Here is a 19,910-nt window from a genome sequence, read left to right on the forward strand (position 1 = left end):
TTGAAGTCGTATCCTATATGGGTGCGTGGATTGAAATGCTGCAATAGTGGTAGTCATCGAGATTATTATGCGACAATACTACAATAACAAGAATCGGCCCGCCATCCATGTACAAAGATGACATTTGGAGCCTCTTCGTTTCTATTTATAAAAGCCTCTCCAGTTATATAATCATTACACTCGTCTTCAGAATAAATTAAACTTTGGGATTCGAATGTTCCAATTCTATACCCTTTTTTTGATACATGAAGATTTAAAGAAAACTCAATAGGGTGAGTTTTATAAAAAAATTCCCTCTCGGTAATATCAGGAATTGATTGAGAAGTAGAAAATTGAAATTCTAGGCTCCGGTCTTTATGTAATTTATTCAAGGCATAATAGTCGATTATTTTAGAAAAAAACGTCATCATAACATCCCAACTACTCATAAGTGTAAATCTATATTAAGTTTATCACATAGAAAAACAAGAATCATTTTCCTGTTCTTTTAATAATTAGTTTTTTAAGAAAACTATTAAACTTTTTATGGGTTATATGGGTATTTTTTTATATTATTCGGGGCGTATAAAAAGCGCACCCAAAAATAAAATGAATGATTTTTGGACACGCCTATTTGTGCATTCATGTATTGTGAACCCAAAGAAAAACCTTTCGTTACCAAAATTTATATTATACATAAGTAATGTATATCTTATCTTTCTATTAGCTGTAGTTTTTTAAGCCCTCTTTCTTCTATTACGAGCTATTGTATTTTGTGTAAGTTCTATAATTTCATTTCTTTGTTTTTCCAGTAAGAGGTCAAGATCTTCATCAGTAACTCCCGCGTCTTTCATAAATTTCTTGAATTCCTCTTCGATGGACCATTTAGGTACAGATCCCATCTCTCCTTTATACCTATTAACAAAATCTGAAATCAACTGCGAATGTGATGGTATAGCTTTATCCGCTGGCGTATTTGACTTTCTATCTTTTGTATAACCTATTACTTTATTTATGTAGTGTAATGGGCTTTTTACGTCTTTTTTATTGTCGATTTGTTCCATTAATTCAAGTACTTTCTCTTTGTAAATCAACCAATGATATATCTCTTCTTCACTAATTTTAAATTTATATTTTTGTGCAAACGTTTCAACCTTATTTATAAATAAACTAGTTTCTAAATTTTGAGGAGAAGGATTTGTACCCATATCATTTTTTTCGATTAGAAATTTTATTCCTGTTACTTTTCTTCCTGTCTTAACTTCCTCTAAATCAAATCTTAGGTCTGAAAAATTTTCTAATTCTTTTTTTGCAGGTTTTATCACCCGGTTTTTTAGGTTTCCATAAGTTTTATATTGGTTTTCCAAACCTAAAATACTTCTAAAATCTTCAACGGTAAAATATCTTTCTTTAAGACGCTCATACTGCTTTAATAATTCGTAAATTCGAATAGAATAAGAGGAACGAAGCTTTACTATGTTTTCATACTTATAACTAGTGAAATTTTTCTTCAATTCTAATAGGAACGGTTTTAACACTGGATCAAAACGTAGACTTACTGTGCCTTTATCATCATTGTAAACAACAGAAGATAACCAACTCATTTGATACAAACTTCCATTCATATGTACTTGAAATACTTTTTTCATAAGATCTCTCGTAATTTCTTTAAGTTCGCTATACTTGGGATTTCCTTTCAATCCTAATATGTCGTGAAGGCTTTTTATTGATAGAGTGTATGTTTTAAACTCTTCGTCCGTTGGCTGAATTTTACTAACTAAATATAATATAATGCGCTGCTCGGTTAAACCAAGTCTATAGGAAGCTTGAATCAACTCGTTACTTTTTGTAACAATAGACTTTAACTCTCTATGCTCAAGATTCGACAATATCATCCCCTCCACACTTCCATTATCAATAATAAAAGGAAAAATTACAATAATTTTCTATGTAATAGTTAATTTAAACATTACTCTAAAGCCAAATAAAAATACAAATTTGTAATAGTTCACCCCATTATATTCAAAGGATTCATGGCCAAAAACCAAACTTGTAATAGTTCATCCCCTACCCCTTACCGAACCAAAGGCGGAAACCAAATTCGTAATAGTTCATCCCCTATCTCTTACCGAACCCAAAGGCGGAAACCAAATTCGTAATAATTCATCCTCTACCCTTTACCGATAACAAAGAGGAAAACCAAATTTGTAATAGTTCATCCCCTACCCCTTACCAAATACAAAGGGGGAAACCAAATTCGTAATAGTTCATCCTTTACCCTTCACCAAATACAAAGGGGGAAACCAAATTTGTAATAGTTCATCCTTTACCCCTTACCGAATCCAAAGCCGGAAACCAAATTCGTAATAATTCATCCTCTACCCTTTACCGATAACAAAGAGGAAAACCAAATTTGTAATAGTTCATCCTTTATCCCTTACCGAATCCAAAGCCGGAAACCAAATTCGTAATAATTCATCCTCTACCCTTTACCGATAACAAAGAGGAAAACCAAATTTGTAATAGTTCATCCTTTACCCCTTACCGAATCCAAAGCCGGAAACCAAATTCGTAATAATTCATCCTCTACCCTTTACCGATAACAAAGAGGAAAACCAAATTTGTAATAGTTCATCCTTTACCCCTTACCGAATCCAAAGCCGGAAACCAAATTCGTAATAATTCATCCTCTACCCTTTACCGATAACAAAGAGGAAAACCAAATTTGTAATAGTTCATCCTTTACCCCTTACCGAATCCAAAGCCGGAAATCAAATTTGTAATAGTTTATCCTCTCCTCCTTATCGAATACAAAGGGGAAACCAAAAGTGTAATTGTTAGAACCAAATCCGTAACAGTTAAACCAAAAGTGTATTTTTTAAAACCAAACTTGTAATAATTTAAAACCGAATTTGTAATAACTAAAACCAAATTTGTAACAGTTAAAACCAAAAGTGTAATTGTTAGAACCAAATTTGTAATAATTTAGTCTTGGAATTCCTATTAAACTAGTAGTTAGAGTTATACTGAAAACATTAAAACATTTAAAACAAGTATAAACAATTAGTAAAACATTAAAACAGCACTTAAGTTAATAGATTTGATTGTTTTATTTTTAAATAAAGAAAAAGAAAAACAATTACGCGAATATTTACGAAATATTCCTTTATGTTGTATGCCTCGGATACCTCCCTGCTGTTTCCTTGACGTTACCTCCCGCAGTTTTTGTTTCCATTGTGCTCTTGTTTTCCAATAAGGACGGCACCGTACTCCATTTTTCCCCGACTATATATCAAACAGCACTCTTTTCCCGATTTAGCTTGAGTTCATCTTCCAGGAAATTTGTAACACTCTTTAGCATCCGTTCCCCTTCAATTTTTATATTGGAGCACTAAGAACGGAAGAAAGTGAAGAGAATTCCGTGATCATCGTCACTAGCTACTTTGACCTTTCTGCCAAAAGAAATTGGTGATTTATAGAGGTATTGCTATAAGATTGAAATCTTTGTCAAGTGGATGAAGCAACACCTAAAAATAAAATATTTCTACGGAAAAAGTAAAAATTCCGAATACCATTGATCGAATAAAATCACATATTGTCTAAAGTTGCCTCCTTCAATTAAAAGTCGGTCATGATGGAAACTTGTTAGGGCTGAAAAGAACGTTGAAAAAATCCTTTTCCCTTTTATACCTTTGTTTATTCTCTTTTCCGACAACCTATACGACCTTCTAAAGGGCGAATGAAATATGGTTGGAAAAGAGAATTAACCATAATTGAACGAATATTTAAAAAAGTTAGTAAAAATTATGCAATGCTGGTGATTAAAGCTATAATAGTTTAAAACGATAAGTGAAACTTGATAAGGCATGTCACCTCAATGTGACAGGGGGTATCTTAACAGCCTTGTGTCACCTTCAACTATGAGAGAACTATCATTAAGTGAAAAAATAAACGGAGGAACTTTCATGAAAAGATTTTTTTGCTTGATTCTTGCAGTGACTCTTACTTCATCGTTGATCTTAGTAGGTTGCAGCAATGGTAGTGGTTCCATAGCAAACACTAGAGTTATTGGGACAATTAAGTTTGCTGATCCGGGTTGGGATAGTATTAGGGTGCACAACGAGATCGCAAGAATTATTATTGAAGAAGGTTATGGGTATAAAACAGAAGTACGTCCAGGATCTGAAACAGCTTCACTTTTTGCGATAAGCACGGGAAGTATGGATGTTTTTATGGAGATTTGGACAGGAAGTTACCCAGACCAATATGGATCGGCCATTGAAAATAGTGAAATTATAGAAGCATCTGTAAACTTAGATGATACACAACAAGGCCTATATGTTCCCACTTATGTTATTGAAGGGGATCTAGAGCGTGGTATTGAACCTATTGCTCCTGATTTAGAATCAATTCATGATTTGCCTGAATATTGGGAACTATTTAAAGATCCAGATAACCCAAGCAAAGGACGTATTTATGGTGCGATTCCAGGATGGAATGCTCATAAAGTCTTCCAAGAAAAAATGGAAAACTACGGATTATTCAAGACTTTTAATTATTATGAACCAGATTCTCAAACAGCGTTAAATAGATCACTCATTAAACTCTATGAAAGTGGCAAACCATGGGTAGGCTACCAATGGGAACCGTCATGGATTGTTGGATTGTATGATATGACCAAATTAAAAGACGAACCATACAACCACAAAGATTGGTTAGATGGGTATCGTACAGAGTTCCCTTCGCAAAGATTAACGATTGCAGTTCACAAAAAGCTACCAGAACAAGTACCAAAAGTTTATGAATTTCTAAGCAACTATTCTACAAATAGTGAAATTACGACTAACTTTTTAGCTTATATGGAGAAAAACGATGCAACTCCACATGAGGCGGCTGAATGGTTTCTAAAAGAATATGAAGAGGTATGGACTACCTGGGTTCCGAGTGACATAAGTGAAAAAGTAAAAGCAAAGCTTAAATAATAACAAATAGTCAGGTCCTGTTTAAAATGTAAAAAAAGAAGTACAATCCGAATCGTTTCCCTGACTCGTGCTACTTTAAAATTGGAAAGTATATGAAAGAAGTTTTACATGCCAGATAGAAGATTATTTCCAAAATCAGCGGCAAAAAATGAATGCATTAAAATGCCGAAAGATTAAAAATTCTTATTAGAAACTGTTTACGAAATTGTGGAAAAGCGAAAAATCTATAAAATGACAATACTTACCTTAGAAGGAGGAGAAAAATAAATGAAGCAGCAATATCCTGTATTATATTCCCGCCAAAAAGAGCTATTAAGAACATTGTTGATTGCTAACACTCCTGTTTCACATAAAGAACTATCGGAACTATTTAAATTAAGTAAAAGAACGATTCAAAGGGAAATGAAAGTGCTTAAAAATATCTTGGATGTTTATGAATTAAAAATAGAGAAAAAATTGGGGGATGGTTTTGAATTAAAAGGTTCAGAGGAAGGAAAAAAAACGTTAAAAGAACATATAGAACAGGCAAAAACGTTGTCCGTATACTCTCCAGAAGAACGTCGGGATGGTATTACTTATGATTTATTGCTGTCTAAAGAACCGATTAAACAATTTGTATTTAGTAATAAGTACGGAGTTGCGGAAACGACCGTTAGCTCCGACTTGGACAAGGTGGCCATTTGGCTTGAAACGGGAGGGATTCATCTCATTCGGACACCAGGGATTGGAGTATATATCGATGGACAGGAAAAGCATCGTAGAACGATGCTATCGCAACTGCTTCATAAGGATATAACGTTTGAAGAATGGCTTGAACTTTTTCATAACAAGACGGAAACAGAAGAGGGAGAAGTTCAAGGCCGGTTGGGTATGGTGATTCGAAGTCGTTTGCTAAATTTTATTCAAACTGACAAAATCTTGGCTGTTGAGCGGGTTGTAAACCAAGTCTTAAAAGAGCAAACAACGATCGAATTGACCGACCGGAACTATGTAAACCTGATCGTTCATCTAATACTTGCGGTTCAGAGAATAAAAAGCGGTGAGGTTATTGAAACACCAAATTTATCTAAAGATTATGAATTTGATAGGCTAATCTTTTCAATTGCAGAAAGAATTGTTGACCGACTTGAAACAGTTCTTTCCATTTCGATTCCTGCCATTGAAGTGAATTATATTGCACTGCATTTATCTGGGGCTCGTCTTTTGAATGAAAAGAAAATGGATAACTATGAAATAGAAGAATTTGCTTGGGTTGAATTAGCGCAAAGCTTTATTCGTGCAGTGGAATTTCATCTAACAGAATCATTTGAAGGTGATGAATTACTTCTTGAAGGGTTAGTTTCTCACTTTGCTCCTGCTTTTAACCGTTTAAAATATGGTCTTCAAATCCATAATCCGATGCTTGAAGAAATTAAAGAAAGGTATCAGGAAGTTTTTGCTGCTTGTAAGCAAGCGTGTGAGTTATTATCAAAAAAAGCGGGTTATCCCATTCCAAACGATGAGGTCGGTTATTTGGCGATGCACATTGGAGCTGCGCTTATTCGAAAGAATGATACTTTAAAGAACGAGTATAAAGCGATCGTTGTATGTTCTAGTGGACTTGGAACATCGACATATCTTGCTTCAAGTCTGCATACTAAGATGCCAAATCTTAAAGTAGAAGCGGTTGTCTCGATGAATCAGCTTGAAGGATATCTACGGGAAAAGATGGAAGTGGATATCTTGATTTCAACAATAAATCTTCCTTTTGTGAAAAATAAAAATGTCGTCATTGTAAGCCCTTTTCTCAAACAGGAGGATCTATCAAGAATTCAAAATTCCCTTTCCAAAATTAATAAACCACAGTCATTTCAAAAGAGAGTAAATGTCGATGGAAAGTCATCTTCCGTCATGTCCCTTGCAAAATATGGGGAAGGTATGATTCAAATTTTGAACAATCTAAAAATCTATCATGATATTGATGTACGGCCTCCTGTTATGATTTCCAGTATTCTTAGTCCAGTCAAGGATGTTAAAGAAATAAGCGATTTTTGGAAACTTTCTAAAGACCTTGAAAAACGTGAGCAGCAAGGAGGGTTTGTATTAGGTAATTTAGCGATGATTCACGCTACGTCAGAAGGAGTAAATAACTTGCTTGTTGGCATTTTTCGAATAAAAGAACCTATTGTGTGGCCTTTTGATGATGAAGAACAGCCTATTCATACAGTACTCTTATTGGTAGCACCTAAGGAGTCTCCAAAAGAGCATATAGAAATGTTAAGTGAAATCAGTTCAATGTTAATAGAGGAATCGTTTGTTAACGTTTTGTTAGAATCTCCTGCTGACGTCGTGAGAAGTTCGTTGGAGGTTGTATTGTCAAAGGCATATGAAATGAAAGCGACACGTTTCTTGAAGGGGAATCGGGCTCAATGATGAAACTAGGCCAATTGCTTAGCGCGATGGTTTACCGGAATATTGCTGTCATTTTAACTGCTGGAATTATTAACGGAATCTTCGGAATTTATGGATGGTGGTATAACGATAGAATTTTACTATTATTGAATCCTATTTATAATATTTTGCTGCCTATTTTATTAGGCTATACTGGTGGTAGATTAATAGGGGGACAACGGGGGGCTGTTGTTGCCTCCATTGTGACATATGGATTAACACTTTCAAGTTCCACTCCTTTCATAATAGGTGCAATGATTGTCGGACCATTGACAGGTTGGGTGGTCAAACAGCTTGATCAAGTTGTAAAAAAGAGGATGACCGGTATTGGCTATGAATTGCTTATTGGAAATGCATTAGCTGCTATCATTTCTACTGTACTCACGATTTTATGTTTCCTTTATGTTGGACAATCATTTTCTACTGTCGTGGAGTGGTTAACTAAGTTATTGGAAACGATTATTTATTCTGGCTGGCTTCCATTAACAGCAGCAATCATTGAACCAGCTAAGATCCTATTTTTTAATAATATTATCAATTTTGGGGTATTAGGACCACTTGGGATTCAACAGACCAAAGAGCTTGGGAAATCAATTTTTTTCTTGTTGGAAGCAAACCCAGGTCCCGGATTAGGTGTTCTTCTTGCCTATTGGCTAAAAATGAAGGCTGAGCAAAGAAAGGGAGCAAAACTAGCAGTCTTTATCCATTTTTTTGGTGGTATACATGAAGTTTGTTTCCCTTATGTTTTAATGAAACCCGTTCTGATTATTGCCCTTATTTTAGGTGGGATGGTGGGGGTGTTTACATTCCAATTGTTTGATATCGGTCTTGTAGCCATTCCATCGCCGGCCAGTATCTTCTTGTTTGTCGGTCTGGCGCCAAAAGAGGATATTATATTCATCCTTTTAGGTATATTCCTTTCGGCTATTACAACTTTTTTTTGCAGTATGCTTCTTTTAAAGCGGGTATCAGGTTCCCCTGCTTTGCAGGAAAACCGTGAATATATAAATTTCTACCGTACAGGCAATGATGAAAAACAAATCACAAAAGATGTAACGGAGAAAAAAGAAATAGCAGATACAGAAAATGTTTCAGCATTTACCAATATAAATGAGGTTAAACACATCCTCTTTGTTTGTGAAGCAGGAATGGGTTCCAGTGCAATGGGCGCTTCCATGTTAAAAAAGAAGCTTGCACAAGCAAATCTTACGACTATTGAAGTCGAAAATTCATCGGTTAGTGAAATTCCTGAGTATGCAGATCTCATCATCTGCCACCAAAGATTCCTTCCCGTTATACAAAAAACGGTACCAAATAAAGCTTGTTTTCCTCTTAAATCTTTCACGGATATGAAAGGTTACGATGAAATAGTGGAGCGAATAAAAAACTCTGTATGATCCCCTCTACAACTTAAGTTCGATAATAGAAATAGATTGTTATTTTTAATGTCTCTATGTTCGCTAAAGCTCTTTAGTTGGAAATAAAACAAAAAATAGGTATTCCCCTCTTATATAATATATTTTGGCATCTTACTTTGTTATTGGCAAAACTAAATTAACAGTGTTTTTCATGAAACCTTCTAATTTCTCAATTAGGAGGTTATTTTTTATTTTGGGGTAAAACAGCTTACAAATCTAAACAATATAGTTTAAATTGCGCCGAAGTGTTATTACATAAATCTGTATCCAACCCAAGTAATTCATTAGATAAACTATTTACCCCCTAGAACCAGTTTTGTCGCATTATGAATACGACAAAACCGATGGAACTAGGGCACTTAAATGTCAACTATTAATGCTAGAATTAAATTGAAAGCGGAAACAATGTTAAAACTTAAAAATTAATGGAGGGGAAAAAAATGAGCAGAACGGAGACAAAAGATAATTACACTTACTTAAGCCAAAAACCAGGATTACAATTAATCAAAGCAGGTTCTTATGAAAAGAAAGAATTAAATTCAATATTAGGGATTCCAGAAGTTAGAAGCCAAATCCTTGACGTGCCAATTACAGCAAATGAAGAAGCAGCAACATTAGGGTTGTACTCAATGCAAAAAGCTACAAAAGGTTTTGATTTTGAGTATGACTACTTAGAGATAAAAGCTGTTATCAGTGGGAAATTTGTTTTAAGTGATGACCAAGGGAACCATTTTGTAGCAGAAGCGGGAGATGTTGTAATTATCAACTCTGGTACTACGGTTACTTTCCATAGCGAGAGTGATGGTGAAGCAATTTATGTAGCACATAGATTACCAGACCCTACGTTTGCTTAACTCCATGATTTTAAGAATAATAGTTCAAAATACTTGTAAGACGATACGATAAGTGACTTGTCCAGAAAAAAGACAAGCTCATAACTTAGTAGATACTACATTCTATAGCGTGATAAACCTTATAGAATGTAGTATTATCCAAATATTCAGATTTTAATAAGATGAAGCAACATTGCCCACTTTTAAAAAAAAGAAAGGAGTTAAAACAATGCATACGGTACATGCTATGAGTTATGCAGATTATGATTTCGAAATTAATGGGCAAAAAGCTTCCTTGGAAGAAATATTCCCCGGTTTTAATGAGAACGATCGCATTGGCATTGTAACACGGACACCGGGAGGAAGCATGGGTGCAAATGCCCTAATCATGTCAGCATTAACACGGTTCTATGATTTTTTTCGCCCAGAATTAGGTGATGATCCTGGTAAACTTAGAATCTATCCTGATTACTTTGTTTTGCATGTGGGAAAACGCTATATGAACCATACGATGATAGATGTTTGGCCACCGCACAAGGATGTTGTTGTAGAAGAAGATGATCCTGAACAAATACTAGAAGCTATTAACGATCGCGGTATCACACGTTTAGTCGTGGAAGATATCCCACCAACATCACCAACGTTCTTAAGAGAGACAGTTAGCAGCGCGAAACGTCGAATTGTCAGTGCCTTAGCATACTCTTCTACTGGTCGTGTCGATCAGGCTGACATTACAATCAAAGGTTGCGCAGAGTCAGAAAAAAACGTTATGGCTACAATGCATATGTCAGAAGAGCTATCCGACATAAAGGATCAGTTACAAAAGAATCGCGATGCTCTTCTTGTTGATGATCGTCCAGTAGAAACGTATCGTCGGATTGAGCCAGCCGATGCTATTAAGAAGCTTACCCCTTCTACTGAATTTGGATCTGCCACACGCAGTTACTTGGATGTTTTAGGTAATGACCCCAAATTTTTAACGACATCTTGGTAAAGAGCCCTAGCTAATTATGTAAGCATCGAATTTATTAATGAGCAAAAGGTTATCTTTACAATATATTTTTGATAGTTGGTAATGTGAACTACATCTTAGCTATCCTGGAACATCAGGGAATTAGGGAGAGACTCTATCAGATCGAAAATCCCGCCCTTCGTTTAGAAGTGAAGGCCTAATACTTCAATAAGAAAATATTATTCTGAATAATCAGAATATACTGTTATTTATTTGTAGAGCCTTAAAAGCTTTGAAAACGGAATAAAACAGTGAAACAGTACTAAAAAGCGATATCTGTATAACCCAAATGGTTCAGGTATTACTTTTAGTAAAACAACTGGAAAACTGTTTGAGTGAAAAACAATATAAAGGAGATGAGTACATGGCTGAAAGTTCAATGTCAATGGATAAGCAAAGTAAGCGAGAAGAAATGAAAGATGACCACTCACTAGAAAAAGTACCGCTAGATAAGCGGAATATGGGTTGGGTAAGTATATCAAATATCGCTGTTGGGATCGCAACTGCAATCTTTTATATGCAAATGGGTAGTGCCATGACCATACAATTTGGAGCGATAAACGCTTTAATATCAGCCGGCTATGCCGTGGTTGTTGCAGGTATTATGGCAACGGTTATTGCTTATTTGGCAGCAACAACAGGAATGAACGTAAACCTTATGTCTAGGTCAGGGTTTGGCTATATCGGAGCCTCCTTAACCTCACTCATTTATGCATCAAACTGGATTATGTACTGTGCATTTGAAGGAATCATTATGGTATATGCAGTGCATGAGTTTTTCCCAGTCCTTCCGAAATGGGCATTAATGATTTTCTTCGGATCCGTTGTTATTCCATTAAACTGGTTTGGTATTAAACAATTGGATAAAATCCAAAAATATTCCTTACCGATATTCATTATATTTTTAGCGGCATCTTTGATTGTTTTATTTATGACACCTTCTCAATACGAGGGGGCTTTTTGGACGTATATGCCTGAAGGTGCTCAAGTTGGCGGAACCGCTCTACTTCTTTGTATCGGAATGCAAAATGGTATCTTAGGTCTTATGACGATGCTTGCATCCGATTATGCACGATTCCTCAAAAAAGATGAAAGAACAGTCGGTTCGATCGCTATTGGGTTTATTCCACAAATCGTTTGTTTTGGTATCATGGGTCTTATTGGTATCTGGTTTGGTGTTCGTATGCAAGAAGCAAATCCTGGTGTTTATTTAGTACAAGCGATTGCATTTGGAGGAGTAGCGTTTACCATCTTAACGCAAATTAGAATTAACGTTACGAACCTTTATAGTGGTTCTTTATCATTAGCAAACTTCTTTGAAAATATTTTTAAATTTAAACCAGGTAGACCGTTCTGGGTTGTCGTTACAGGCGTTATTGCTATTTTATTAATGCTTGGTGGTATTTTAGATCATTTAACTGCCGCATTAACGTTCCAAGGTGTTGTTCTTCTATCCTGGTCAGCAATATTAATCGCCGATGCATTAGTGGTTAAGAAAATATTAAAAATTGGTCCTAAATATTATGAACACAGACAATCTAATTTGCGTAAATGGAATCCTGTTGGTGTCGTGTCTTTAAGCATACCGGCTATTGTAGGAACCATTGCAGCTTTTGGATATATGGGTCAGTTTTTACAAAACACAGCAGCATTCTTTGCCATGATCTTGGCGTTTATTCTTACCATAATTATGGCAATTGCGACAAAAGGGAAATATTATGTTAGCAAAGAGACTGACGATATCCCAGAAGAAGAATATATTGCTTAGTACCTATATCTTTAAAGTGATTTCTCACAGATAATTTTAGCTTGAACAAACCTAATAGAATTAAATTATAATTATTTACCTTATACCTTACATCAATTTAACTTAGGGAATGGGACTTTATAAAATATCTGAATTGCGCGAAAAAATACACATTATCCAAGAATACAGTGTTTTAAAGGGACTAAAAAGTGGAAAGATATTTATAAGAAAAACAATTTATTCTTAAATTACCTGAATATTTACGAATACTTCTTAATGTTGTATGATATGTATAAGAATAAGCCAATATAAAAAAAGCCAGTGCGCTGCCACGCACTGGCCAAAACAATAGCAACCGCATGAAGAACGGTTGGCTAAAGACGGAGTAAATCCATCCTGGTTCTGCCAAAAACGCAAGGATGGGTTTACTTTTTTAGGTTTATAATCATGATCACAACCATAATCAACGTCAGAAGCAGTGTTCCAAAACCTAGTATCACGTTTGCTACATCTGTTGTAATCATTTCGGCTTCACCCCCTTTCTCCATTGCCCTAATGACAATGAGGAGGCTCAACCGCCCATCTTGCATTTTTGCTATTGTTTGTCTATCATTCTAGCATACTTTTCCTTTTTTATTAATTTCTTCTGAAATAAAAAATTGTCTTTGATATAGAGGATTTTCTTTTAGTTTTTAATTTAGTTTCTGCCCCCATAACTGTTTTTTTAGTTCTTCAATGACGCTTCCGTATTCTCGAAAGCCATATTATATATCTTTTCTTATTTCCTCAAATGAGCTGGCACACAATTTTCACAGAAGTAAAGATTAATACGATTTTTTTGCAGCCATTCCAATTGATTGTCTGGTATGGGAGTTTTACATTTTTGACAGGTAGGGCTATTGCTTGATAGTGTAGTGCCTTCTCGAGGTTTTTTCACGTGCTTTAAGTTCTTCCATCCCATTCCAAATAGATCACAGGCGTCTCTTAACGCATCCTGGGAAGCAGAACGGATCGCATACTTCAAGTTCGTTGCTGCCCCATTCTGTTTTTTTAATGGAGCTGTACCAATTCCATCCCTTTTGGCTCCCATAATGTCTAACGTACCGATAACCAACACTTCTTTATCATACAACACAGGTTCTTTTTGTAATAGCCAGCTCCATGTGTTACCAGCTACATGATTTAATCGCTCGACATAATGATCAACTTCTATATATGAATACGTTACTTTATCGTTTATTTTTCGTTTTCGGACCACTTCTTCAGGAAAAGCTTCCTGTAATTGTTGAAGAATGGACTCAAATGTACGACCTTCCATGAACACCTATCCTTTTCAGCCATATTTCCCTTCTTCCACATGGATTTCATGGACAGAAACCTTATGAATATGATGCTTCCTCTCTTGAATTTGTCCATAACCGTTACAAGCATCCCTTGTTTCAATTCAATATGAGAAGTAGTTAATTGATCATTGACCTTCCGTTGTTTCACCGTTTTTGTAGGAAACGGAGCCTGTAAGGAACGGAGAATATCATTAAAAGAATTGTTGTCTAAGTGGTTTGTGGTCCATGTTTGCTACACTCCTTGTCCATAAAATGAAGATACATGTCGTCTACCATCCACTTGTAGATTAGCCATACTGTACTTCTTCGGCATGTACTTCGTGTATATTCGTGGGGTGTTGATGGTGTTTTCTTGCTTGGATTCGTCCGATAACGGCAACCACCATACCTTTTTTTAGATCATTGGCTATCCGTTCAGCATAAGAACGCCATACCAGTACAGGGATATAATCATTTTCTGCTTCTTTCGCTTCGGAAGGTTTATAATTCCGTTTTACGGCAACCATGAAGCGACACAAAGCGACGGAATTTTTGCCTACATAATGTAATTCGGGATCTATGGTTAAACGGCCAGTAAAAAAGATTTGGTTGAGATCCACCGAAAGCCCGCGGTATTGTTGGCCAAAAATAACATCTTGTGCGAGCACCTCGTAAGTATTGATGTTGTAATCGGTACGAACACGAGATTGTAGCCTTCCGATGATGGCACATTCCTGTCCTTTAGTTAAATTATTTGCTACACGTTCGGCATAGGAGCGCCAGACAATGATTGGGATAAAATCCACCTGTTTGCTGCCATCATGCCCAACAAATTTTCGCTCACAGGCAATCGGAAAACGAGTGACAGCAATATTTGTAGAAGTGTAATTTAAGGAAGGATGGACGGTCAGCCGACCATGCACCACGGTACGGTTCAAATCCATGTGCCTCACTCCCTTCCTACTCTTTCTTTTCTATATAAGAAAGAATATCTTGCAAGTAGTAGTAGGTATTGCGAACTCGATCCACTGTATCTTGTTCCAGGCGAGGAAAAAAATCATGTCCCGCTTTGGTGATACGCCAGTACCGTTTGTGTCGAATACGAGGGTCTGTCCATTTTCCTTTTAACAAGGGGCCATTGGTTTTATCTTCTTCCATTGCTAAGGCAAGTTGATGAATATAGGATTTAGAAGGTTTCCAGCCAAATTGTTTCTCAATACTTCCTTGAATATCGGCCATGACAAGATCCGGCTGCTTCATTGCTTCTCGAAGCACGTAGTAACGGAAAACATCTTGAGCAGAAACAATCGAACTAAAAAACGTGCGATCCCCAGAAGGTAGTACTTCTACGGTAGAAGGCTTTTCTCCATCTTTGGTAATATCATAAAGAATGGTTTGGGCGACCTTTTGAACCGCTCGTACACGAGATGGTACCACTTTTTTTTCCTTTTTATAGACATTTCTGCCATTGTCGGTAAGCGAATAATAGGGCGTTTTCTTTTCATGGAACGATACATAAAAATACTTTTCACGTAGCATATGTGTTAAAGCGGTCATGATATAGCGTTCATTAGGTTGTTGTCTCTCTAATACCGAGCGAACAGTTTGTACAAGTTCTCGGCTATTTCGGTGAGTAAAATAAGCCGCTTTGCTCATAATCATTTGTGTAATCCGCTTTTGCGATAAGCCTTTTTCTTTGGACATGCAGCATCCCCCCTTTCTTGTTTAGCGGATAAAGGATAACGTGGCGCTTGATCATTATAAAATGACAAGTGGACGCAACTTTATATGTAAACAGCAAACCACAGCAACTACACCTTTGATTATACCATACAGTCCATTAGCAACATATAAAATTCCGATTTTTTCCTTGCATTTTCGTTCTCCTCCCTTTATCCTTTTTTAACTGTGCACTTGATTCCAACGTATTTATTTTATTCTTACGTTTTAATTTAATAGATACGTACTAATTAAATAGTTTGATTGCCCGACGGTTTGCCCGAAAAAAATCATAGTTAAAAAGGAAAAGAAATGACAAGGATGGCTGGAGTAAGAAGGAAAGAACGGAAAGGAGAGGGAGAAGAAGATAATATGTATGTTTCTGATGGACTGTTCTTTATATACATCTATTGGGAGAATTGGTACAATAGTTAAAGTCATTATTTCTTGGATTGAGAAAAAATAAACGAATAGGGGAGGGAGCATGATGTGAGGCGTTCGTGTGATGTTCCTGATATTTGGGTTACCGCCGTTTTTTATCCGTTATGTAGGTGGCTCGATAAACAATCAGCTGAGCTGGATGTTTTGAAGTTCTATTTCCGGAATAATAAATAGGAGGATGAAAATGCAAATTGCTTCTCATTGTACCGATGACTTTCCCACTAATGGTTTAAATTTAGGACAGTCGGAATGTGTCCTAAGGATAAATAAGTACCATATTAAAGAGAGTAAGCATCTATATCACTATGTTTCTTCTTTTATTCTAGGAAGCCGTTGAGAACACTGATTCATCCTAACCAATAGGGTCAGCTTCGATAAGTACGGAAGAAATATAAAACTTCATGTTCATTCGATTACATCAAAAGTCATTTTTTTGTTAGAATATAATTGTAGCAATAAGCATGGAACATCTCTTCTAATTTTTCTGTATATCGTTTCAATGCTTGCAACCGATCTATCTGATTGATATTCGGAGTTTCGATTAATTCTTCAAAAGCAAGAATATATTTTGTCACTGTCTCCGCAAATGGGACTAACAAGAAGAGATAAGAAGGAACTACTTTTTCTTTTTACTGGAAATCGAAAAACTCAACTGTATTCCCATTTGTTCATACAGGGTGTACTTTTGTTGAACAATAGAAAGAACTCTCCTCCATTTGAATCATTATTTTTCTCCACCAGACAGTAAAATAGACTTAACTCCTAAAAATACCTAGCTAAGCCTATTAAACGCTTCTCTATTAATTTGGGTTTTTACTTAGTAGATAACTCACTTTCTACTACCCATTTGTGATTTTCAACTTCAGTTCCACCAGTGGTTGGCTTAAAATCAATCATGTAAACAGTAGTATCCCTTGCAGACTCTATCGTCGCTTCAGCTCCTTCCATACCCTCCATGTGAGAGGCCTCTATTATTGCTTTTTCTCCTGGTTCCAGGAAATCTTCGCCAGAATTTTTCAGCTCTTCATGTATTACCCATTTATGGTCTTCTACTCTTTCTCCCCCTGTCGTAGTCGTAAAGGACACTGAATAAGCAACGGTATCATAGGCTCCTGTTATTGTTGCTGTGCCTCCTTCCATACCTTCCATGTGGTTTGCTTCAATAATCGCTTGGCTTCCAACTTTAAATTTTGGATTTGGTGCTACCTCTAGGTCATCCGGTACATTGGCCAAGTTAGAATCAATGTCCTCTTTTATATCAAAAATACTCGCACGTACTTCATTAATAAGTTCTTCGGTTTCATGCACAGCAGGATTTTCCGAAGTGTGCTTCGTGGTGGCATCCAAATGTTTGTTTGTTGCGTCTAGGCGATTAAGCAGAGAGACTAACTGGTTTTCATACATAGTTAACTCTTTCTCACTCAATTCTTCTGGATTCGTAAGTACTTCTTCTGCTTGATCTAACTCAGATTGCACAGCCATTACTTTTTGTTCTACTTTCTCCAAAACCTTTTCGCTATTAGACTCGTTTACTTCCGCTTTAGCTACGGCAGCTTGTCCAGTAGAAAAAATTAATCCCGTCGCTACTAAACTTGTTATTGCCATTCTTGTAATTCTGATATACACAGTACATCCTCCTATAAAAGTTTGTAAACGGGAGACCTTTCTTCCAATGTCACAGAATAAAAAAGATATTTCTTGATCGTTCTGCATTGCAGCCCCCTTTCCTATGAAAATTATGGCTTTACTTCGCCACCGTTTACTCCCTTCCCGTTCAATGTGAAGATTTAATGAAGAACAATAAAAACATAAAAAAATCGAGCCTTCCATTTTGACGATTCATCTTCTAGACCAAACACTGCTTTAGAATTTATATGATGAAAATAGACATGGAAAAAGGGGGCTTCATTGTGCAATCAAAAAAACAAAACAAATTTTTAAATTTCCGTGTACGCGATTTGAAGACTTAACGTTAGAGTTTTTCTGAGCACTTTTAGGAAGACATTCCATTCGTGCATAAAAAAAGAGAGCTATATAAAAGAATAAACTCTCTATCACAACTCATATTAACTATTTAAATTGTTATTCTACAGGGCTCAATTCCTCTTCAGTAACCCATTTATGATTTTCTACTTCTTCACCACCAGTGATTGTGGTGAAATCAACCATATAAACCGTCGTTTCTTCTGCTGAATCAATTGTAGCTGTTGCCCCTTCCATTCCTTCCATATGAGAGGAATCCAAAGTGACTTCAGTTCCTGGTTCTAATGGGTAGTCTCCAGGATTTTCTAACTCTTCGTGGATAACCCACTTGTGGTCTTCCACTGGGTCTCCGCCATGAATTGGAGTAAAGGAAACAGAATAGACCGTCGTATCAAAAGCTCCTGCAATGGTTGCTTTAGCTCCTTTCATCATTTCCTCGCCCCCTTCGCTATGTTCAGCTTGAATAATTGCCTCATCTCCAATATCATAGGTAGGATCTTCTGCTTCTTCCAGCTCTTCTGGAACTTCACCAGAGCTAGACATATGGCCATGCATGTTCTCTTCGGTATGGCCCCCCGTCTCTTCGTTTATTTCAATATCTTCATGATCTTGGCCTTCGGAGCCGGACTCTGTCTCCATATCTGTATTATTTTCAGGATTTGTTTCTTCATTACCATTGCCGCATGCTGCCAAGAGTAATGTAGAGAAAATAAGAATAAACCCTTTACGGATGTAGTTTCTTGTCATTTTTATCCTCCTATCTATTTTTCTCAAAATAATAACTCCCTGTATTCATCCATGTTCTTTATAGAACCTATCCCTTTTTAGTTGGAAATTATCAACCACCTTCGACATTTGTCATATCAGAACCCCCAGCAGAAGAATTCAATTCTTGAAGGAGTGAAGAAAAAAGTTCGTTTCGGTTAATTCTTCTTGATTGGGTAATAGGAATATCATGTATTTTTAAAGATACCTATACTGTCTCTCCCCAATCTTTTGGTAGCATATTTGATTGATTGTATAACTAATTGTAGATCCCCGCTGGCCTAGGTTATCAAGATAAATTCCAGAACAGCTTTTTCTTATGAATTATTTTGACTTTTTCCGTCTTTTGCTGTTTGCTCCCATGTTTCCCCCTTATCTTCTGTATAAAAGATATCTCGTTCCATGGTGGTAACCATTATTGTTTTAGACGACTCAGGGTTTTGTGCTATGTATTGAATAGCATCTTCTTCATTCACTTCCGGAGCCGGTTTTTCTTAGGTTTCTCCAGACGAATCAATCGCTTGTAGTGTCGTCTCTTTTCCTATCCCTTTGGCAGCAAGCATCTCGCCGTCATGAGTAAATGTTAAAGCTGGAACAGGACTTTCCAATAATTGTTCAAATGTGTCTCCTGAATCTTGTGATAGGAAGACCCCCTCTTCTGTACTTACAGCTCCTATTCCTTGTTGATCAGGATGAGCAGCAAGGGATGTGATACTTCCAGACACCCCGTTCATGTCCCTTTTTTTCCAATCCTTAGCTTCGTTGTTGGTTAAATATAGGCCTGTATCCTCCATATCGGAATTTGGTTGCGGGTTCATTACATAGATCGCGCCAGAGTTATATCCTGCCGACATGAGATGAAAATCTACTTCTCCTTCTAACCCTAGAACTTCAATAGATTTTCCTCCATCCGTACTTTTGATTATACCGAGTGGATTCTCATAATCCGTCTGCATGGAGGGGTGTCCACTGCTATAGAAACCATCTGCCGTCATCGAGAATCCCATATAATCATGTCTAGGTCCTTCTACTCTCTTCCATATCCCATCTTCAAACACTCGGAGGCCATCATGAGCTGGAATGAATGCTTTTTCTCCATCTGATGTGAAACCAATGCCATGCATGTGAGGAAATTCGATTTCTTCTATATTTGTCTTTGGCTCTGTGTCATCTGTTTGTTGTGCTTCTGGTTCTGTTTTTTCTTGCGAAGCATCTGGTTCAGCTGAATCTGTTCCACATCCAGCAATAATTGCTGCAGTTAACAACTTATAACAAAGAT

General features: G+C 36.5%; 17 protein-coding genes. 6 read left to right on the top strand and 11 right to left on the bottom strand.

What is annotated here, in order from left to right:
• Positions 1–65 precede the first annotated feature (65 nt).
• Both CEF16_RS22815 and CEF16_RS22820 read right to left on the bottom strand, forming a co-directional pair.
• Entirely contained in the window at positions 66–410 is a 345-nt protein-coding gene (locus tag CEF16_RS22815) for a hypothetical protein (protein ID WP_139186027.1), read from the bottom strand.
• A gap of 306 nt (positions 411–716) precedes the next feature.
• Positions 717–1,868, bottom strand: a complete 1,152-nt coding sequence (locus CEF16_RS22820; protein ID WP_245918038.1) for a replication initiation protein — start codon at positions 1,866–1,868, stop codon at positions 717–719.
• 2,076 nt (positions 1,869–3,944) lie between these two features.
• On the opposite strand from CEF16_RS22820, the gene CEF16_RS22825 reads away from it, so the two are divergent.
• The 6 genes from CEF16_RS22825 (at position 3,945) to CEF16_RS22850 (ending at position 12,422) form a co-directional block, all read left to right on the top strand.
• Positions 3,945–4,961 (top strand): ABC transporter substrate-binding protein, encoded by a 1,017-nt coding sequence (locus CEF16_RS22825; protein ID WP_091588440.1) that lies wholly within the window; start codon positions 3,945–3,947, stop codon positions 4,959–4,961.
• Between the two features lie 267 nt (positions 4,962–5,228).
• Complete coding sequence (locus CEF16_RS22830; RefSeq protein WP_091588436.1) at positions 5,229–7,373, top strand: BglG family transcription antiterminator; 2,145 nt, start codon at positions 5,229–5,231, stop codon at positions 7,371–7,373.
• Positions 7,370–8,788 (top strand): PTS transporter subunit EIIC, encoded by a 1,419-nt coding sequence (locus CEF16_RS22835; RefSeq protein WP_091588437.1) that lies wholly within the window; start codon positions 7,370–7,372, stop codon positions 8,786–8,788. Before CEF16_RS22830 ends, CEF16_RS22835 begins: the two co-directional genes overlap by 4 nt.
• Positions 8,789–9,249: 461 nt before the next feature.
• On the top strand, positions 9,250–9,663 hold the full coding sequence (locus CEF16_RS22840; protein ID WP_091588439.1) for a cupin domain-containing protein: 414 nt from the start codon (positions 9,250–9,252) through the stop codon (positions 9,661–9,663).
• Between the two features lie 208 nt (positions 9,664–9,871).
• The gene (locus CEF16_RS22845; protein ID WP_096241796.1) at positions 9,872–10,636 is read left to right on the top strand and encodes a hypothetical protein; all 765 of its coding nucleotides are present in this window, start codon (positions 9,872–9,874) and stop codon (positions 10,634–10,636) included.
• A gap of 382 nt (positions 10,637–11,018) precedes the next feature.
• A complete protein-coding gene (locus tag CEF16_RS22850) occupies positions 11,019–12,422 on the top strand; it encodes a purine-cytosine permease family protein (protein WP_091588343.1) in 1,404 nt (467 codons plus the stop codon).
• A gap of 404 nt (positions 12,423–12,826) precedes the next feature.
• Here CEF16_RS22850 and CEF16_RS25160 read toward each other — a convergent pair whose 3' ends face one another.
• From CEF16_RS25160 to CEF16_RS22880, 9 genes are all read right to left on the bottom strand, one after another.
• Entirely contained in the window at positions 12,827–12,925 is a 99-nt protein-coding gene (locus CEF16_RS25160) for a putative holin-like toxin (RefSeq protein WP_342750509.1), read from the bottom strand.
• Positions 12,926–13,179: 254 nt separating this feature from the next.
• The gene (locus tag CEF16_RS22855; protein ID WP_091588340.1) at positions 13,180–13,719 is read right to left on the bottom strand and encodes a Rad52/Rad22 family DNA repair protein; all 540 of its coding nucleotides are present in this window, start codon (positions 13,717–13,719) and stop codon (positions 13,180–13,182) included.
• A 312-nt stretch (positions 13,720–14,031) separates the two neighbouring features.
• Positions 14,032–14,667, bottom strand: coding sequence for a single-stranded DNA-binding protein (locus CEF16_RS22860; RefSeq protein ID WP_091588336.1), 636 nt, complete (start codon positions 14,665–14,667; stop codon positions 14,032–14,034).
• Between the two features lie 16 nt (positions 14,668–14,683).
• Positions 14,684–15,427, bottom strand: coding sequence for a hypothetical protein (locus CEF16_RS22865; protein WP_091588333.1), 744 nt, complete (start codon positions 15,425–15,427; stop codon positions 14,684–14,686).
• A gap of 881 nt (positions 15,428–16,308) precedes the next feature.
• The gene (locus CEF16_RS24010; RefSeq protein WP_170032358.1) at positions 16,309–16,458 is read right to left on the bottom strand and encodes a hypothetical protein; all 150 of its coding nucleotides are present in this window, start codon (positions 16,456–16,458) and stop codon (positions 16,309–16,311) included.
• 238 nt (positions 16,459–16,696) lie between these two features.
• Entirely contained in the window at positions 16,697–17,287 is a 591-nt protein-coding gene (locus CEF16_RS22870) for a YdhK family protein (RefSeq protein ID WP_091588352.1), read from the bottom strand.
• A 678-nt stretch (positions 17,288–17,965) separates the two neighbouring features.
• Positions 17,966–18,613: a YdhK family protein gene (locus CEF16_RS22875; RefSeq protein ID WP_091588331.1), complete on the bottom strand. Its 648-nt coding sequence runs from the start codon at positions 18,611–18,613 to the stop codon at positions 17,966–17,968.
• 335 nt (positions 18,614–18,948) lie between these two features.
• Complete coding sequence (locus CEF16_RS24015) at positions 18,949–19,107, bottom strand: hypothetical protein (RefSeq protein ID WP_170032361.1); 159 nt, start codon at positions 19,105–19,107, stop codon at positions 18,949–18,951.
• Between the two features lie 18 nt (positions 19,108–19,125).
• Positions 19,126–19,896, bottom strand: a complete 771-nt coding sequence (locus CEF16_RS22880; protein ID WP_091588327.1) for a F510_1955 family glycosylhydrolase — start codon at positions 19,894–19,896, stop codon at positions 19,126–19,128.
• Positions 19,897–19,910 lie beyond the last annotated feature (14 nt).

Origin of the sequence: Alteribacillus bidgolensis (assembly GCF_002886255.1) — a bacterium.
Lineage (GTDB): Bacteria > Bacillota > Bacilli > Bacillales > Marinococcaceae > Alteribacillus > Alteribacillus bidgolensis.

What these genes read in the sequence shown, in the direction of transcription:
- CEF16_RS22860 (WP_091588336.1), bottom strand. Translation starts at nt 14,667, where the DNA reads ATGGATTTGAACCGTACCGTGGTGCATGGTCGGCTGACCGTCCATCCT.
- CEF16_RS22815 (WP_139186027.1), bottom strand. Translation starts at nt 410, where the DNA reads ATGATGACGTTTTTTTCTAAAATAATCGACTATTATGCCTTGAATAAA.
- CEF16_RS25160 (WP_342750509.1), bottom strand. Translation starts at nt 12,925, where the DNA reads ATGATTACAACAGATGTAGCAAACGTGATACTAGGTTTTGGAACACTG.
- CEF16_RS22870 (WP_091588352.1), bottom strand. Translation starts at nt 17,287, where the DNA reads ATGTATGAAAACCAGTTAGTCTCTCTGCTTAATCGCCTAGACGCAACA.
- CEF16_RS22835 (WP_091588437.1), top strand. Translation starts at nt 7,370, where the DNA reads ATGATGAAACTAGGCCAATTGCTTAGCGCGATGGTTTACCGGAATATT.
- CEF16_RS22825 (WP_091588440.1), top strand. Translation starts at nt 3,945, where the DNA reads ATGAAAAGATTTTTTTGCTTGATTCTTGCAGTGACTCTTACTTCATCG.
- CEF16_RS22875 (WP_091588331.1), bottom strand. Translation starts at nt 18,613, where the DNA reads ATGACAAGAAACTACATCCGTAAAGGGTTTATTCTTATTTTCTCTACA.
- CEF16_RS22830 (WP_091588436.1), top strand. Translation starts at nt 5,229, where the DNA reads ATGAAGCAGCAATATCCTGTATTATATTCCCGCCAAAAAGAGCTATTA.
- CEF16_RS22850 (WP_091588343.1), top strand. Translation starts at nt 11,019, where the DNA reads ATGGCTGAAAGTTCAATGTCAATGGATAAGCAAAGTAAGCGAGAAGAA.
- CEF16_RS22865 (WP_091588333.1), bottom strand. Translation starts at nt 15,427, where the DNA reads ATGTCCAAAGAAAAAGGCTTATCGCAAAAGCGGATTACACAAATGATT.
- CEF16_RS22845 (WP_096241796.1), top strand. Translation starts at nt 9,872, where the DNA reads ATGCATACGGTACATGCTATGAGTTATGCAGATTATGATTTCGAAATT.
- CEF16_RS22855 (WP_091588340.1), bottom strand. Translation starts at nt 13,719, where the DNA reads ATGGAAGGTCGTACATTTGAGTCCATTCTTCAACAATTACAGGAAGCT.
- CEF16_RS22840 (WP_091588439.1), top strand. Translation starts at nt 9,250, where the DNA reads ATGAGCAGAACGGAGACAAAAGATAATTACACTTACTTAAGCCAAAAA.